This window comes from Streptomyces sp. NPDC004667 (assembly GCF_040609475.1).
Lineage (GTDB): Bacteria > Actinomycetota > Actinomycetes > Streptomycetales > Streptomycetaceae > Streptomyces.
Map to the genome: position 1 here is coordinate 14975 of NZ_JBEXKC010000044.1, position 15889 is coordinate 30863.

Consider the following 15889-nt stretch of genomic DNA (forward strand, 5'->3'; position numbering starts at 1 on the left):
GGCGCGGAACCCCCACCCTCCAGCCCCGCCGGCGTTCGAGGCGCGGGGGTCCGGGGGCGGAACCCCCACCCCCCAGCCCCGCCGGCGTTTGAGGCGCGGGGGCCGGGCGCGGAACCCCCACCCCCCAGCCCCGCCCGCGCTTGAAGCGCGGGGCCCGGGGGCGGAGCCCCCACCCTCCAGCCCCGCCGGCGTTTGAGGCGCGGGGGTCCGGGGGCGGAGCCCCCGAAAGGGGTCCGGGGCGCAGCCCCGGGGAACGGCGGAAGGGCGGGGCGGGGAGCGGCCCGCGCAGCACCACCCCCACCGCACCGCCCGGCCAGGGCAAGGGCGGGGGCCCTACCCTGGGACCATGAACACCAACCGCGGGCCCGCCTCCAGGGGCCTGGTGACAGGGCTGCCCGACTGGGACCGCTGCGGGGTCATGGGCGTCGTCAACGTCACCCCCGACTCCTTCTCCGACGGGGGCCGCTGGTTCGACACCACCGCCGCCGTCAAGCGCGGCCTCGACCTCGTCGCCCAGGGCGCCGACCTCGTCGACGTCGGCGGCGAGTCCACCCGCCCCGGCGCCTCCCGCGTCGACGCCGACGAGGAACTGCGCCGCGTCGTCCCCGTCGTCCGCGGCCTGGCCTCCGAGGGCGTGACCGTCTCCGTCGACACCATGCGCGCGGCCGTCGCCGCCCAAGCGGTCGCGGCCGGTGCCACCCTGGTCAACGACGTCAGCGGCGGCCTCGCCGACCCCGGCATGATCCCGGCGGTCGCCGCCGCCGAGGTGCCGTTCGTCGTCATGCACTGGCGCGGGTTCAGCGACGGCATGAACAGCCTCGCCGTCTACGAGGACGTCCTCGGCGAGGTCACCGCCGAGCTCCGGACCCGCATCGACGCCGTCGTCGCCGGCGGCATCGCCCCCGAGCGGCTGGTGGTCGACCCCGGCCTCGGCTTCGCGAAGAACGCCGAGCACGACCTGGCCCTGGTCGCCCACCTCCGCGAGCTGCGCGAGCTCGGCTTCCCGCTGCTGGTCGCCGCCTCGCGGAAGCGTTTCCTCGGCCGCGTCCTGGCGGGTGGGGCCGACGCCGCCCCGCCGCCCGCCCGCGAGCGGGACGCCGCCACCGCCGCCGTCTCGGCCATCGCCGCCCACCAGGGCGCCTGGGCCGTCCGGGTGCACGAGGTACGGGCGACCGCCGACGCGGTTCGGGTGGCCCGCGCCGTGGAAGGGGCACTGTGACCCACCGGAGGAACGGGGAAGGGGCACGGTGAGCCGTACCGACATCGAAGCCGTCGAAGAGGTCAACGCGGCCTTCTACGAGGCCATGGAGCAGGGGGACTTCGACGCACTGTCGGCGCTCTGGCTCGAAGACGAGATCTCCTGCGTGCACCCGGGATGGCCGGTGCTCTCCGGGCGGGGCGAGGTGCTGCGCTCGTACGCGCTGATCATGTCCCACACGGAGTACATCCAGTTCTTCCTCACCGACACCAAGGTGGCCCTCATAGGCGACACCGCCCTGGTCACGTGCACCGAGAACATCCTCAGCGGCGGCCCGTCCGGGGAGGCCGGGGAACTGGGTCCGCTGGTCGGCCAGCTGGTCGTCGCCACGAATGTGTTCCGACGCACACCGGAGGGCTGGCGGCTCTGGTCCCACCACGGTTCTCCGGTCCTCACGGACTCCGATGACGAGGAGGAAGAGGGCACCGACTGACCCCAACGGCGGGGACGGAGGTTCGTCGCAGGTAAATTCGAAGGCGGACGACGCCGACCGCACTCGGCGTAGGCCCATGGACCCGGGGAGCCCCGGGACCGGAAGCACCTACGAAAGCAGGAGTGATTCGCGTGGATCGTGTCGCACTGCGCGGCCTCAAGGCTCGCGGGCACCACGGCGTCTTCCCCCGGGAGCGCGAAGAGGGCCAGACCTTCATCGTCGACCTCGTACTGCACCTCGACACCCGCCCCGCGGCCGCCGGGGACGACCTGGCCAAGACCGTGCACTACGGGGTCGTGGCCGAGGAGGTCGTCGACGTGGTCCGGGGAGAGCCGGTCGACCTGATCGAGACCCTCGCCGAGCGGATCGCCCAGCAGTGCCTCAAGCACGAAGCGGTGGCACAGGTGGAGGTCGTCGTCCACAAGCCGGACGCACCCATCACCGTCCCCTTCGACGACGTGACCATCACGATCACCCGGAGCCGCGCATGAACAACGGCCTGAACGCCCAGAGCGACCCCACCGTCCAGCCGGTACCCGCCTCCGTCGTAGAGGCGGTCGACGCGGCGGACACGACCCTGTCCAACCCCAAATGGGCCGTCGTCGCGCTCGGGTCGAACCTCGGCAACCGCCTGGACACCCTCCAGGGCGCCGTCGACGCCCTCGGCGACACCCCGGGCCTGCGGGTCAAGGCGGTCTCCCCCGTCTACGAGACCGAGCCGTGGGGCGTCGAGCCCGGCTCGCAGCCCTCGTACCTCAACGCCGTCGTCGCGGTGAAGACCACCCTGCCGCCCTCCTCGCTCCTGGAGCGGGCCCACGCCATCGAGGAGGCCTACGACCGCGTCCGCGAGGAGCGCTGGGGGCCCCGCACGATCGACGTGGACATCGTGGCCTACGCCGACGTGGTCTCCGACGACCCCGTCCTGACCCTGCCGCACCCGCGCGCCCACCTGCGCGCCTTCGTCCTGGCCCCGTGGCACGACATCGAGCCCGAGGCCCAGCTCCCCGGCCACGGCCCCGTGGCCGCCCTGCTGGCCGAAATCGGCCCGAGCGGCCTCACGCCGCGCCCCGACCTGGAACTCCGCCTCCCGGAGTAGTCGTTAGTAGCCTGTTCAGGGCCATGGGGGCCAGTCGCCGAGAGTGGGGAACGGGCAAGTGAAGCAACTGAGGCCGGCGGTCCTGGCGGGGATCTTCGTGATCGCCGGGGTGCTGTCCTGGGCGGGCGCACGGCTGTGGAACGCCTACGGGACCCTGCCGGGCGTCCCACTGGCCGCGCCGATCGTCCTGGCGGTGATCGCCGTCGTCCTGTTCGCGACGGCCCTGTCGATGCGGGCCCGGCTGAAGGCCCAGCGCGAGCGCCGGCCGGGGGCCAAGGGCGTGGAGCCGCTGATGGCGGCCCGCGCGGTGGTCTTCGGCCAGGCCAGCGCCCTGGTCGCGGCCCTCGTGGCCGGCATGTACGGCGGGGTCGGCGTCTTCCTGCTGACCGACTCCCTCGACGTGCCCGCCCGCCGCGACCAGGCCTGGTACGCGGGCGGCTGCGTCCTCGCGGGCGCGGCCGTGATCGCGGCCGCCCTCTTCCTGGAACACGTCCTGAAGCTCCCCGAGGACGACGACCCGGGCAAGGCCCCCGCGACCGCCTGAACGGCCGCTCAGTACGGCGTCAGCCGCTCCCAGAGCGGCGGCTCCAGCGCACCCAGGTCCTCCCACACGCAGAACTGCTGCAGGTCGGCGAGGAAGCCGTCGTGCACGAAGAGCATCGCTTCGCCCAGGTAGGACCCCTCCCCGTCCGTCAGGGAGCCCGACGCCACGGGCCGGCCGTCCGCCGCTCGCGGGGCGGGCGCCACCCGCTCCGCGTCCACGGACAGGTACACGCACGGAGCGGGACTCAGCGAGCCATGATGAGGCTCATCGCCTCGTTGCGCGTCGCGGGGTCGCGGAGCTGGCCGCGGACCGCCGAGGTGATGGTCTTGGCGCCGGGCTTGCGCACGCCGCGCATGGTCATGCACATGTGCTCGCACTCGATGACCACGATGCAGCCGCGCGGGTCCAGGATCTCCATCAGGGAGTCGGCGATCTGCGTGGTCAGCCGCTCCTGGACCTGGGGGCGGCGGGCGAAGACGTCCACCAGGCGGGCCAGCTTGGACAGGCCGGTGATCTTGCCGTCCGTGGACGGGATGTACCCCACGTGCGCCACGCCGTGGAACGGGACAAGATGATGTTCACACGAACTCATGACCTCGATGTCCTTCACCAGGACCATCTCGTCGTGGCCGAGGTCGAACGTCGTCGTCAGGACCTCTTCGGGCTTCTGGTACAGGCCGGCGAATATCTCCTTGTACGCCCGCGCCACCCGCGCCGGGGTCTCCAGGAGGCCCTCGCGGTCCGGGTCCTCGCCGACCGCGATCAGGAGCTCTCGGACGGCCGCCTCGGCGCGCTTCTCGTCGAACTCGCCGATCGTGCCCTCGCCACCGGTCAGGGTCACTGGGTCGGTCATCTCATCCTCGTTCCTGTCCGCACACGCGGGGGTCGTACAAATGTGCCGCGCCCCCCAGGCTAGAACCTGGGGGGCGCGGCTTCCATTCCGGGTGGGTCAGGCCTCGGGGCGGTCCTCCGGGGCCACCTCGATGCCCTTCTCCGTCGACACCGGCGACGCGGCGGAAGCCGAGGTGCCGTTGGCGGAGTTCGTCAGCTGGAGCTCCTTGGGAGAGAGCACCGGCGGACGGGTGGAAGGAGTGCGGCGGGAGGAGCCGGTCCACGCGGGACGGGCCGGACGCTTCACGATCGTGGAGAAGATCTCGGCGATCTGCTCCTTGTTCAGCGTCTCCTTCTCCAGCAGCGCGAGGACCAGGTTGTCCAGGACGTCCCGGTTCTCGACCAGGATCTCCCAGGCCTCGTTGTGCGCGGTCTCGATGAGCTTCTTGACCTCTTCGTCGACCAGCGCCGCGACCTCTTCCGAGTAGTCCCGCGGGTGCGACATCTCGCGGCCCAGGAACGGCTCGGTGTTGTCGCCGCCGAACTTGATCGCACCGAGACGCTCGGTCATGCCGTACTGCGTGACCATGGCCCGCGCCGTGGCGGTGGCCTTCTCGATGTCGTTCGCCGCGCCCGTGGTCGGGTCGTGGAAGACCAGCTCCTCGGCCGCGCGCCCGCCCAGCATGTACGCCAGCTGGTCGAGCATCTCGTTGCGCGTGGTCGAGTACTTGTCCTCGTCGGGCAGGACCATGGTGTAACCCAGGGCCCGGCCGCGGGACAGGATCGTGATCTTGTGGACCGGGTCGGAGTTCGGGGAGGCCGCCGCGACCAGGGCGTGTCCGCCCTCGTGGTACGCGGTGATCTTCTTTTCCTTGTCCGACATGATCCGGGTCCGCTTCTGCGGGCCCGCCACGACGCGGTCGATCGCCTCGTCCAGCATGTGGTTGTCGATCAGCTTCATGTCCGAGCGGGCGGTCAGCAGGGCCGCCTCGTTCAGGACGTTGGAGAGATCGGCACCGGTGAAGCCGGGGGTGCGGCGGGCGACGGCCGAGAGGTCGACGTCCGGAGCGACCGGCTTGCCCTTCTGGTGGACCTTGAGGATCTCCAGACGGCCCTGCATGTCGGGCCGGTCGACCGCGATCTGCCGGTCGAAGCGGCCCGGGCGCAGCAGCGCCGGGTCGAGGATGTCGGGCCGGTTCGTGGCGGCGATCAGGATGACGCCGCCCTTCACGTCGAAGCCGTCCATCTCGACGAGCAGCTGGTTGAGGGTCTGCTCGCGCTCGTCGTGACCGCCGCCCAGACCCGCACCGCGGTGCCGGCCGACGGCGTCGATCTCGTCGACGAAGACGATCGCCGGAGCGTTGGCCTTGGCCTGTTCGAACAGGTCGCGGACACGCGAGGCACCGACACCGACGAACATCTCGACGAAGTCGGAACCGGAGATCGAGTAGAACGGGACGCCCGCCTCGCCCGCGACGGCACGCGCGAGCAGGGTCTTGCCGGTGCCGGGCGGGCCGTAGAGCAGCACGCCCTTGGGGATCTTGGCGCCGACCGCCTGGAACTTCGCCGGCTCCTGGAGGAACTCCTTGATCTCGTGGAGTTCCTCGACGGCCTCGTCCGAGCCCGCGACGTCCGCGAACGTCGTCTTCGGGGTGTCCTTGGTGATGAGCTTGGCCTTGGACTTCCCGAAGTTCATGACCCGGGAGCCGCCGCCCTGCATCTGGTTCATCAGGAACAGGAAGACGACGACGATGAGGACGAAGGGCAGGAGCGAGAGCAGCACGCTCAGGAACGGGCTGGTCTTGTCCGGGGTGACGGAGTATCCGTCAGGGATCTGACCGGCTTCGTACTTGGTCTGGAGGTTCTGGGCGAGCTGGACGCCCTGATCCCCGATGTAGTTGGCCTGGAACTTGGTGCCGTCGTTGTTGCCGAGCTTCTGGCCCTTTTTCAGCTCGATCTTGATCATCTGGCTGTCACCGGTGGTCAGCTTGGCGCTTTCCACCTGGCCACTGTTGATCGCCTTGATGACCTCGCTGGTCTCCACCGACTTGTAGCCGCCGCCGGAGCCGACGACGTTCATCAACACGACCACGGCGAGGACGGCCAGCACGATCCACATGACCGGCCCACGGAAGTATCGCTTCACGTCCATCCATACGGGGCGCCAGGCACCCCGTCCCTCCTGCCCGTAGGTAAATGCAGCTGTGAGTAAAGACTGTTCTTCGGAATGTACCCCTGTATTGTCACCCGCGGCCTCGTGGGACGGCTGACAGACCCGCTCTCCCCCGCTCAACGCAGGGAACCGCCCCCAGGTTCCCCCGGGGGGCGCAAGCGGCGGGGACGGCCGACGTTACCGCCGGCCGGGGGGTTCAGCCGCCGTAGACGTGCGGGGCGAGCGTGCCGACGAACGGCAGGTTGCGGTACTTCTCCGCGTAGTCGAGGCCGTAGCCCACGACGAACTCGTTCGGGATGTCGAAGCCGACCCACTTCACGTCGATCGCGACCTTCGCGGCCTCGGGCTTGCGCAGCAGCGTGACGACCTCCAGGGAGGCCGGCTGGCGGGAGCCCAGGTTCGACAGCAGCCAGGACAGGGTCAGGCCCGAGTCGATGATGTCCTCGACGATCAGGACGTGCTTGTCCTTGATGTCGGTGTCCAGGTCCTTGAGGATCCGGACGACGCCCGAGGACTGGGTCCCGGCGCCGTAGGAGGACACCGCCATCCAGTCCATGGTGAGCGGGGTGGACAAGGCGCGCGCCAGGTCCGCCATCACCATCACGGCGCCCTTGAGCACACCGACGATGAGCAGGTCCTTGCCCGCGTACTCCGCGTCGATCTTCGCGGCCAGCTCGGCCAGCTTCGCGTCGATCTCTTCCTTGGTGATGAGCACCGACTGGAGGTCGCTGCCCATGTCCTTCTCGTCCACCCGCATCACTTTCGTTGTCGGCCGGGGCTCCGGGGGGTACCCCCCGGAGGACTCAGCCGTGTTTCAGCACCAATCAGCCCTGCCGGATGACAAGTCTGCCACCCTGCCGCTGGGCCTCGACGCGGCCGGGCAGATTGATGGCGCCCTGGCCCCGCCATCCGGTGATGAGGCGGTCGACTTCCTCGATGTGGCGGGCGAAGAGGGAACCCGCGGGGGATCCGGCCGCGACCACGGCCCTGCGCAGCACCCGGCGGCGGACGGCCGGGGGCAGGGCGTACAGCTTGGCGCACTCCAGGCGGCCGTCCTCGTCGCGCACTCCGGCCTCCGCGTCGGCGGCCCAGGCGTCGAGGGCGTCGGCGTCGTCCCGGGAGAGCTGGGCGGTGCGCGCGAGCGCTTCGACGACCCCCTTGCCGAGCGCCTTCTCCAGGGCGGGCAGGCCCTCGTGGCGCAGCCGGGAGCGGGTGTAGGCCGGGTCGATGTTGTGCGGGTCGTCCCAGACGGGGAGGGACTGGACCATGCACGCCTTGCGGGCGGTCTGCCGGTCGATCTGCAGGAAGGGGCGGCGGTAGCGGTGGGTGCGGCCGGGGCCTCCGGACACTTCGGCCATGCCGGAGAGCGAGCGGATGCCGGAGCCGCGGGCGAGGCCCAGCAGGACGGTTTCCGCCTGGTCGTCACGGGTGTGTCCGAGCAGCACGGCGGCGGCGCCCAGCCTGTCGGCGGCCTCGTCGAGGGCCGCGTAGCGGGCGTCGCGGGCGGCGGCCTCGGGTCCGCCGTCGCGGCCGACGCGCACGGCGACGGACTCCACCGGGTCGAGGCGGAGCGCGGTCATGCGGGTGACGACCTCCGCGGCGCGCAGGTCGGAGCCGGCCTGGAGGCCGTGGTCGACGGTGATGCCGCCGGCCCGGATGCCGAGCTTGGGTGCTTCGAAGGCGAGGGCGGAGGCGAGTGCCATGGAGTCGGCGCCGCCGGAGCAGGCGACGAGGACCAGCGGCGGGGTGCCGGCGGCGGGGCGGGGGCGGCTCCGGGGCGCCGGGGCGCCGGGGAGACGGGTGAGGTCGGTCAGGTCGGTGAGGTCGGTGAGGACGTCGTGGAGTACGCGGCGGACCGCCAGGCGTATCGCCGCGACCGCAGGATGGGGACCCATGTCCGGTGCCCTTCGTGGAGTTCGGATGCTCGGAGGGTGAGGGTGTCGCGCGGGGGGAGCCGTTCGTCACTCAGAGTGCGTTGATGGTGACAGAAACGGGGCGTTCCCCGAGCATCGCACGCCCTTCCACGGCCCACGGTCCCTCGGAAGGGTGACGCTGCTTCCCCCAGTGAGACATGTTTACGCCCCCCGCGTCACCTTTCTTCGCTTCCTGCGCTCCCCCTGCCGTGGACGCGCGCCACCCAGTCCGCGGGCCGGGCGATCTCGGCCTTGGTGGGCAGGGTGTTCGGCGAGGTCCAGACGCGGTTGAAGCCGTCCATGCCGACCTGGCCGACGACGGCGCGTACGAAGCGCTCGCCGTCGCGGTACTGGCGGAGCTTGGCGTCGAGGCCCAGCAGCTTGCGCAGGGCGGCGTCGAGGCGGCCCGCGCCGGCGGCGCGGCGCTGCTGGAACTTCTCCCGGATCTCGGCGACGGAGGGGACGACGTCGGGGCCGACCCCGTCCATCACGAAGTCGGCGTGTCCCTCCAGCAGGGACATCACGGCGGTGAGGCGGCTGAGGACCTCGCGCTGCTCGGGGGTCTGGACGAGCTCGACGAGCGAGCGGCCCTCGTCCCCGCGTTCCCCCTCGGGGCGGGCGCCGGAGAAGGACTGGACGGCCTCGCGGAGCCGTTCCAGGATGGTCGACGGGTCCATCTCGGTGGCGCCGAGGAACGTCTGGATTTCGCCCTCCAGGTGGGCGCGCAGCCACGGCACTGCGGTGAACTGGGTGCGGTGCGTCTCCTCGTGCAGGCAGACCCAGAGCCGGAAGTCGTGCGGGGCCACCTCCAGCTCGCGCTCCACGTGCACGATGTTGGGCGCCACGAGGAGCAGCCGGCCGCCCGTGGGGCCGGCGCCGGGCAGTTCGGGCGCGCCGGGGGCGAAGGTCTCGTACTGGCCGAGGACGCGGGAGGCCAGGAAGCTCAGCAGCACGCCCAGCTCGACGCCGGTGACCTTGCCGCCGACCGCGCCCAGGACGGCGCCGCCGGGGGCGCCGGCGCGGCGGTCCTGCATCTTGCCGAGCAGCGGGCCCAGCAGTTCGCGGAAGCCGGCGACGTTGGCCTTGACCCAGCCGGCCCGGTCGACGACGAGGACGGGGGTGTCGGGGAGGGTGAGGCCTTCGGGCATCATCCGGGTGAACGCGCGCACGTGCTCCTCGGAGGTCCGGGCGTGCCGGCGGAGTTCCGCCACCACGGCCCGCGCCTCGTCGCGGGTGACTTCGGGACCCGGCCGCACGAGCCGGGTCGCGGTCGCCACCGCGAGGTTCCAGTCGACCATCTCGGCACCACCGATGCTCGTCATGCGTCAACCGTACGTGGACCGGCGCCCGTAGGGACCCCCTTACGAGGTGGTGGCGACGGCGGCCGCGAGCTTGTCCAGGCCCTTCTCGGCGGCGGAGCCGTCCGCGGCGCCCGCCGTCAGGAAGGCGAAGGCGAGCAGCCGCCCGGAGGGGTCCACGACGGTTCCGGCGAGGGAGTTGACCCCGGTGAGGGTGCCGGTCTTGGCGCGGAGCAGGCCGGCGGCCGGGGAGGTGCCGGCGTTGCGGGCGCGCAGGGTGCCGGTGAAGCCGGCGACGGGCAGCCCGGTGAGGACCGGCCGCAGCTCGGGGTGGCGCGGGTCGGCGGCGGCGGCGAGGAGGCCCGTCAGGAGGCGGGTGGTGACCTTGTCGGCCCGGTTCAGGCCGCTGCCGTCGGCGAAGCGGGAGCCCGTGAGGTCGACGCCGAGGGAGGCGAGCTTGTCGGAGACGGCCTTCTCTGCGCCCTCGAAGCCGGGGTTCTGGCCGGTGGCGAGGGCGGTCTGGCGGGCGAGGGCCTCGGCGATGTCGTTGTCGCTGTTGGTCAGCATCCGCTCGACGAGCCCGGCGAGCGGGGTGGAGAGGGTGGTGGCCATCGGCTGGGCCCCGGTGGGGGGCTTGCCGCGGGCGGGGTCGCCGTTCACCGTGATGCCGCGGTCGCGCAGCAGGGCGGCGAAGGCGCGGGCGGTGTCCTTGGCGGGGTCCTCGGAGCGGGTGACGGGTCCGGAGGTGGAGTCGTCGGGGCGGCCCTCGTCGGCCATCAGGGCGGTGACGGGGGCGATGTTGTCGTTGGGGCCGATCGGGTGGCGGGCGGGGCCGGTGTAGAGCGAGTCGTCGTAGGCGAGGGTGACGGAGGCGGTGCCGGCTGCCTTGAGGGCCTGGGCGGTGTCGGCGGCGAGGGCGACCAGGCTGCCGCCGGATCCGGCGGGGCTCTTCTTCTTGGCGGTGAGGGAGGGGTCGCCGCCGCCGACCAGGACGATCTGGCCGGGGCCCGCTCCGGGCGTCACGGTGGTCCGGATCCGGTGTTCGGGGCCGAGGGCGGCCAGCGCCGCGCTCGCGGTGGCGATCTTGACGGTGGAGGCGGGGGTCATGGCCTCACCGGAGCCGGACTCGAAGAGCACCCGTCCGGTGGCCGTGTCGACGACGCTGGCGCCCCGGACGTTCCCGAGGGCGGGGTCGGCGAGCAGGGGCGCGAGCACCCCGGCGAGCGCGTCCGGCGCCGCGCCCACGGCGTTCGCGGGGCGCGGTCCGATGCCCGCGAGCACCCCGGGGGCGCTCGGCGCGGCCTGGGGCAGGCCTCCGGCCGCGTGATCTGCGCCACCCAAGTGGATCCAGGAGGCGGCCCTGTCCCGCTCGGCCTTACGCTGGCCGGAGTCCCAGGGACCGGTGGTGGCCACCGCCGCCGCCGCGAGGGCGAGGCCGGCCACGGCCGACCCCGCGATGAGCTGCCACGTCCTGACCAATGGCACCTCGGACCAGCCCCTTTCGCGATCACACATATGCGTGAGGGACACTTAACCACTGCGTCTTGCCGCGAGCATGGCACCCCACCCGGCAGGGCTGGGCCGGACGCGCGCGCATTTGATTCAAATGCCGTCTCGAAGCAATCGGGCTTCGGCACAGGGCCGGAGCTGATCATGGAGGAGCAGGACGTGGAGTTCGACGTCACCATCGAGATCCCCAAGGGTTCGCGGAACAAGTACGAGGTGGACCACGAGACCGGCCGGATCCGTCTGGACCGTCGCCTCTTCACCTCGACCAGCTACCCGGCGGACTACGGCTTCGTCGAGAACACCCTCGGCGAGGACGGCGACCCGCTGGACGCGCTGGTCATCCTCGACGAGCCGACCTTCCCGGGCTGCCTGATCAAGTGCCGCGCGATCGGCATGTTCAACATGACCGACGAGGCGGGCGGCGACGCCAAGCTGCTCTGCGTGCCGGCCTCGGACCCGCGTGTCGAGCACCTGCGCGACATCCACCACGTCTCCGAGTTCGACCGCCTGGAGATCCAGCACTTCTTCGAGGTCTACAAGGACCTGGAGCCCGGCAAGTCCGTCGAGGGCGCCAACTGGGTCGGCCGCGCCGAGGCCGAGGCCGAGATCGAGGCCTCGTTCAAGCGCCTGGAGGCGCAGGGCGGCCACCACTGAGCTCCGCTCGGTGACCCGGGCCGGGGGGCTTCCCCCTGAGCCCGCAGACGCTCGCGGCGGGCGGTACCCCACACCGGGGTGCCGCCCGCCGCGGCGTTTGCCCGCCCGGCCCCCCGGGCAACCGCTGGTTTCGCGACGGATGAAACGATTCCGCATACTGATACCGCCGTGTGATCAAGGGTGGGAGGATGCGTGGCGGAGGCCGAAGGGCCCGGTCCCGAGGACCGGAAGCCGAAGTCCGACGAGGCGCGCAGCGCCTTCACCCCGCCCCCCGGGACGGCTCCGGAGGTGCCGGCCGACGACCAGCCGACCTCCGAGTTCGCCGTCCCCGACGGCATGGCGGCGCCGTCCGCCGAGGCGGAGGAGGGCTCCGCCTTCGCCGCTCCGGCCACCTACAGCGCCCAGCACTCCCCGCCCGCCTACACCCCCGGTCCGGGCTTCCCGGTCTCCCGGATGACGGAGTCCCCCTGGCAGGACCGGATGCGCACGATGCTGCGCATGCCGGTGGACGTGCGCCCGGTGCCCGAGCCGGCCCAGAAGCAGCCCGAGTCGGGCCCCGCCGTGGGCCGCGTGCTCGACCTCACCCTGCGCATCGGCGAGCTGCTGCTCGCGGGCGGCGAGGGCGCCGAGGACGTGGAGGCCGCGATGTTCGCCGTGGCCCGCTCCTACGGGCTGGACCGCTGCGAGCCCACCGTCACCTTCACGATGCTGTCGATCACCTACCACCCCTCCCTGGTGGGCAACCCGGTCTCGGCGAACCGCACCGTCCGCCGGCGCGGCACGGACTACACCCGGCTGGCCGCCGTCTTCCGGCTGGTGGACGACATCAGCGCGCACGAGGTGGAGGTCTCCCTGGAGGAGGCCTACCGCCGGCTCGCCGAGATCCGCCGCAACCGCCACCCGTACCCCACCTGGGTGCTCACGGCCGCCGCCGGACTGCTGGCGGGAGCCGCGTCCGTCCTGGTCGGCGGTGGGGTCACCGTGTTCTTCTGCGCGGCCCTCGGCGCCGTCCTCGGCGACCGGCTCGCCTGGTACTGCGCCGGGCGCGGGCTGCCGGAGTTCTACCAGTTCGTGGTGGCGGCGATGCCCCCCGCGGCCATCGGCGTGGCCCTGAAGATCGCCGAGATCGACGTCCGCGCCTCCGCCGTGATCACCGGCGGGCTCTTCGCCCTGCTGCCCGGACGGGCCCTGGTCGCGGGCGTGCAGGACGGCCTGACCGGCTTCTACATCACGGCGTCGGCCCGGCTGCTGGAGGTCATGTACCTCTTCATCGGGATCATCGTCGGCGTGCTCGTGGTGCTCTACGTGGGCCTCCAGTTCGGCGCCCAGCCGAACCCGGACGAGATCCTGCAGATCCCCAGCCGGCCGCTGCTCCAGATCCTGGCCTCGATGGTCCTGGTGTTCACCTTCGCGATCCTGCTCCAGCAGGAGCGCTCGACGGTGTGGATCGTGACCCTCAACGGCGGGGTCGCCTGGGTCACCTTCGGCGCGCTGCGGGCCGCCGAGCTGCCCCCCGTACCGTCCACGGCCATCGCGGCCGGGCTGGTGGGCCTGTTCGGGCAGCTCTTCTCCCGCTACCGCTTCGCCTCCGCCCTGCCCTACGTCACGGCGGCCATCGGACCGCTGCTTCCGGGCTCGGCGACGTACTACGGGCTGCTGTCGATCGCCGAGAACCGGCTGGACGCGGGGCTGGCCTCGCTCGTCAACGCCGCCGCCATCGCCCTCGCCATCGCGATCGGGGTGAACCTGGGGTCGGAGGTCTCCCGGCTCTTCATGCGGATCCCGGGCGCGCAGAGCGCCGCCAAACGCCGGGCGGCCAAGCGCACCCGCGGCTTCTGAGCGCCGCGGCCCCTTCCCGGGTACGCGAACGCCCCGGGTACGCGAACGCCCCGGGGACACCTGGTCTCCGGGGCGTACGAGGGGCCGTGGCGGGCCGTCTAGCGCTTGGCGTGCCGCCCGCGCTGGCCGGGGGCCTGCGGCTCCTCCGGGGCGCCGTACGGGGCCGCGGGGGCCTCGGCGGCGGCCTTCGCCTTCTCCTTGCGGGACTTCAGCACCTCGAAGATCACCGGGATGACGGAGACCAGCACGATGCCGATGAAGATCGGCTCGACGTTGTTCTTGATGACCTCGAACTGGCCGAGCTGGTAGCCGAGGCAGGTGACGCCCGCGCCCCAGGCGATGCCGCCGATGACGTTGAAGGTCAGGAAGGTCCGGTACTTCATCGCGCCGGCGCCCGCGACCATCGGCGCGAAGGTGCGGATGATCGGCACGAACCGGGCCAGCACGATCGCCTTGGGGCCGTGCTTCTCCATGAACTCGTGCGCGGCGTCCAGGTTCTCGCGCTTGAAGACCTTGCTGTTCGGCCGGTTGAAGAGCTTCGGGCCGAAGTACTTGCCGATCAGGTAGCCCACCTGGTCGCCTAGGATCGCGGCCGCCACGATCAGGGTGCACACCAGCCACAGCGGCTGGCTGATGCTGCCGCTCGCGACGAACAGGCCCGCCGTGAAGAGCAGGGAGTCGCCGGGCAGGAACGCGAAGAGGCCGGACTCCGCGAAGACGATGACCAGGATGCCGATCAGGCCGAAATGCCCGATCAGGTACTCCGGGGACAGCCACTCAGGGCCGAGCGCAAGCGTGTACACGAGTTCCGGGCTCTCCTGGATCAGGGGGGTGTCGGCGGTGGGGGGCGACAAGAAGCTGGTCTCAATTATCAACGCACACGACCCCCGCCGGGTTCCAGGCCCGGAGGGGGTCGTGTGAGCGAGATCGCGGCCACCGCACGGCGACGGAGCGGTTACACCCCGCGCACGGCGTTGGCCGTGATCGCGTCCCTCAGGTGCTCCGCGAGGCCCGGCCGCATGGCGTCGTAGAAGGCCTTGAAGCGCTCGTCCGAGACGTACATGTCACCGAGGCAGGTGTGCATCTCGTACGGGCAGTCGTAGAACCACCGCGTGATGTGCAGGCGGTGCTCCTCGGCCAGGTCCATCGCGGCCACGCCCTCGGACGGCTCCCCGGACTCCATCAGCGCGGCGTACCGGGCGCTCCAGTCGGCGACCTCGTCCTGCATCCGCTGCCAGTCGGCCTTGGTGTACGAGGCGGCCCGGCGCTGCGACTCGGCGTAGGAGTCGGTGTGGCCCCAGCGCTGCTCCGCCTCCTCCCGGTACTGCTCGGGGTCCTTGTTCCCGAAGACCTCGAACCGCTCCTCGGGCGTGAGGTTGATGCCCATCTTCTTCGCCTCCATGGCGTGCTCAACGGCCTTGGCCATCTGCTGGAGCCGGGCGATCCGTTCGGACAGGAGGGCGTGCTGCCGGCGCAGGTGCTCCCTCGGGTCCGATTCCGGATCGTCCAGCAGGACCGCGACCTCTTCGAGCGGGAAGCCGAGCTCCCGGTAGAACAGGATCCGCTGCAGCCGGTCGAGGTCGGCGTCGTCGTACCGCCGGTGCCCCGCCCCGCTGCGCCCGCTCGGGCAGAGCAGGCCGATCTCGTCGTAGTGGTGCAGGGTGCGCACCGTCACCCCGGCGAAACCGGCGACCTGGCCCACGGAGTAGCCCATCTTCCCGCTCCTCTGGTTGGGTACGCCCTTCACTGTGGGTCCTCACGCCGCGTGAGGTGCAAGTCCGTTCCGCGGCGGACCGGCTAGCCCATGGCCTTCGTGCCGTCCAGGGACTCCCGGATGATGTCCGCGTGGCCCGCGTGCCGGGCGAACTCGCGCACCAGGTGCAGCAGCATCCAGCGGATGGACACCTCGGCGTCGGGGAACCAGGGCGCGGGCGGGAGCGGGAACGAGTCGTCCAGGCTTGGCACGGACGCGACGAAGGCGTCCGTCTCCTCCTTGACGCCGTCCCAGAAGGCGAGCGCCGAGGCGGTGGTCTCGTCCTCGGTCAGCCGGAAGCCCTCGTGCCAGTCCTGCGGGGCCCGGCCGTGCTCGTTCGGCTTGCCCTGGGCCATCCGCAGCCAGTTCAGTTCCACCTCGGCCGCGTGCTTGACCAGACCGGACAGCGACAGCTCGCTCACGGTGGGACGGCTCGCGGCCTGCTCCTCCGTCAGCCCGCGGGCCGCCTGCCGCAGCGCCTCGCGCTGGTTCTCGACGAAGAGCAGGAGCGTGCCGCGCTCGTCGCCGGGGATCTCTTCGGTGGGGTGAGCCATGACCGACCGCCTTTTTCCGTGTGGGGTGCTTCCC

General features: G+C 71.8%; 16 protein-coding genes and 1 pseudogene. 7 read left to right on the forward strand and 10 right to left on the reverse strand.

The features are described from left to right. Positions 1 to 346: 346 nt before the first annotated feature. The 5 genes from folP to ABZW32_RS23590 all read left to right on the forward strand — a co-directional run bounded on the left by folP (position 347) and on the right by ABZW32_RS23590 (position 3331). The gene (gene folP / locus ABZW32_RS23570; protein WP_356218846.1) at positions 347 to 1219 is read left to right on the forward strand and encodes a dihydropteroate synthase; all 873 of its coding nucleotides are present in this window, start codon (positions 347 to 349) and stop codon (positions 1217 to 1219) included. A 28-nt stretch (positions 1220 to 1247) separates the two neighbouring features. Beyond that, the gene (locus ABZW32_RS23575) at positions 1248 to 1691 is read left to right on the forward strand and encodes a nuclear transport factor 2 family protein (protein WP_356218849.1); all 444 of its coding nucleotides are present in this window, start codon (positions 1248 to 1250) and stop codon (positions 1689 to 1691) included. A gap of 131 nt (positions 1692 to 1822) precedes the next feature. Further along, positions 1823 to 2182 (forward strand): dihydroneopterin aldolase, encoded by a 360-nt coding sequence (folB, locus tag ABZW32_RS23580; protein WP_351815760.1) that lies wholly within the window; start codon positions 1823 to 1825, stop codon positions 2180 to 2182. Next, the gene (folK, locus tag ABZW32_RS23585) at positions 2179 to 2787 is read left to right on the forward strand and encodes a 2-amino-4-hydroxy-6-hydroxymethyldihydropteridine diphosphokinase (RefSeq protein ID WP_356218853.1); all 609 of its coding nucleotides are present in this window, start codon (positions 2179 to 2181) and stop codon (positions 2785 to 2787) included. Before folB ends, folK begins: the two co-directional genes overlap by 4 nt. Before the next feature lie 58 nt (positions 2788 to 2845). Then, a complete protein-coding gene (locus tag ABZW32_RS23590; protein ID WP_356218856.1) occupies positions 2846 to 3331 on the forward strand; it encodes a DUF3180 domain-containing protein in 486 nt (161 codons plus the stop codon). Between the two features lie 8 nt (positions 3332 to 3339). Here the strand turns inward: ABZW32_RS23590 and ABZW32_RS23595 are convergent, their stop codons facing one another. From ABZW32_RS23595 to dacB, 7 genes are all read right to left on the reverse strand, one after another. Then, complete coding sequence (locus ABZW32_RS23595; protein ID WP_356218859.1) at positions 3340 to 3561, reverse strand: hypothetical protein; 222 nt, start codon at positions 3559 to 3561, stop codon at positions 3340 to 3342. A gap of 14 nt (positions 3562 to 3575) precedes the next feature. Continuing rightward, on the reverse strand, positions 3576 to 4184 hold the full coding sequence (gene folE / locus ABZW32_RS23600; protein ID WP_007264872.1) for a GTP cyclohydrolase I FolE: 609 nt from the start codon (positions 4182 to 4184) through the stop codon (positions 3576 to 3578). Positions 4185 to 4280: 96 nt separating this feature from the next. Then, a complete protein-coding gene (gene ftsH / locus ABZW32_RS23605) occupies positions 4281 to 6314 on the reverse strand; it encodes an ATP-dependent zinc metalloprotease FtsH (RefSeq protein WP_356218862.1) in 2034 nt (677 codons plus the stop codon). A gap of 217 nt (positions 6315 to 6531) precedes the next feature. Then, positions 6532 to 7092 (reverse strand): hypoxanthine phosphoribosyltransferase, encoded by a 561-nt coding sequence (hpt, locus tag ABZW32_RS23610; RefSeq protein WP_030228417.1) that lies wholly within the window; start codon positions 7090 to 7092, stop codon positions 6532 to 6534. Between the two features lie 67 nt (positions 7093 to 7159). Continuing rightward, positions 7160 to 8230 (reverse strand): tRNA lysidine(34) synthetase TilS, encoded by a 1071-nt coding sequence (gene tilS, locus ABZW32_RS23615; protein ID WP_356218866.1) that lies wholly within the window; start codon positions 8228 to 8230, stop codon positions 7160 to 7162. 194 nt (positions 8231 to 8424) lie between these two features. Continuing rightward, positions 8425 to 9570, reverse strand: coding sequence for a zinc-dependent metalloprotease (locus tag ABZW32_RS23620; protein ID WP_356218869.1), 1146 nt, complete (start codon positions 9568 to 9570; stop codon positions 8425 to 8427). A gap of 39 nt (positions 9571 to 9609) precedes the next feature. Further along, complete coding sequence (gene dacB / locus ABZW32_RS23625) at positions 9610 to 11061, reverse strand: D-alanyl-D-alanine carboxypeptidase/D-alanyl-D-alanine-endopeptidase (RefSeq protein ID WP_356218872.1); 1452 nt, start codon at positions 11059 to 11061, stop codon at positions 9610 to 9612. A gap of 153 nt (positions 11062 to 11214) precedes the next feature. On the opposite strand from dacB, the gene ABZW32_RS23630 reads away from it, so the two are divergent. Together ABZW32_RS23630 and ABZW32_RS23635 are read left to right on the forward strand one after the other, a co-directional pair. Beyond that, positions 11215 to 11709 carry an inorganic diphosphatase gene (locus ABZW32_RS23630; protein WP_007264878.1) on the forward strand — a complete coding sequence of 165 codons (495 nt, stop codon included), beginning with the start codon at positions 11215 to 11217 and terminating at the stop codon, positions 11707 to 11709. A 192-nt stretch (positions 11710 to 11901) separates the two neighbouring features. Beyond that, positions 11902 to 13548 carry a threonine/serine exporter family protein gene (locus ABZW32_RS23635; RefSeq protein WP_356218875.1) on the forward strand — a complete coding sequence of 549 codons (1647 nt, stop codon included), beginning with the start codon at positions 11902 to 11904 and terminating at the stop codon, positions 13546 to 13548. Between the two features lie 164 nt (positions 13549 to 13712). On the opposite strand, the pseudogene ABZW32_RS23640 reads toward ABZW32_RS23635, so the two are convergent. The 3 genes and pseudogenes from ABZW32_RS23640 to ABZW32_RS23650 form a co-directional block, all read right to left on the reverse strand. Further along, positions 13713 to 14351, reverse strand: a pseudogene (locus ABZW32_RS23640) (VTT domain-containing protein); the annotation flags it as partial. Between the two features lie 152 nt (positions 14352 to 14503). Then, entirely contained in the window at positions 14504 to 15262 is a 759-nt protein-coding gene (locus ABZW32_RS23645) for a MerR family transcriptional regulator (RefSeq protein ID WP_356218878.1), read from the reverse strand. Positions 15263 to 15345: 83 nt separating this feature from the next. Then, positions 15346 to 15855 (reverse strand): DinB family protein, encoded by a 510-nt coding sequence (locus ABZW32_RS23650; protein ID WP_356218881.1) that lies wholly within the window; start codon positions 15853 to 15855, stop codon positions 15346 to 15348. Positions 15856 to 15889: the final 34 nt, after the last annotated feature.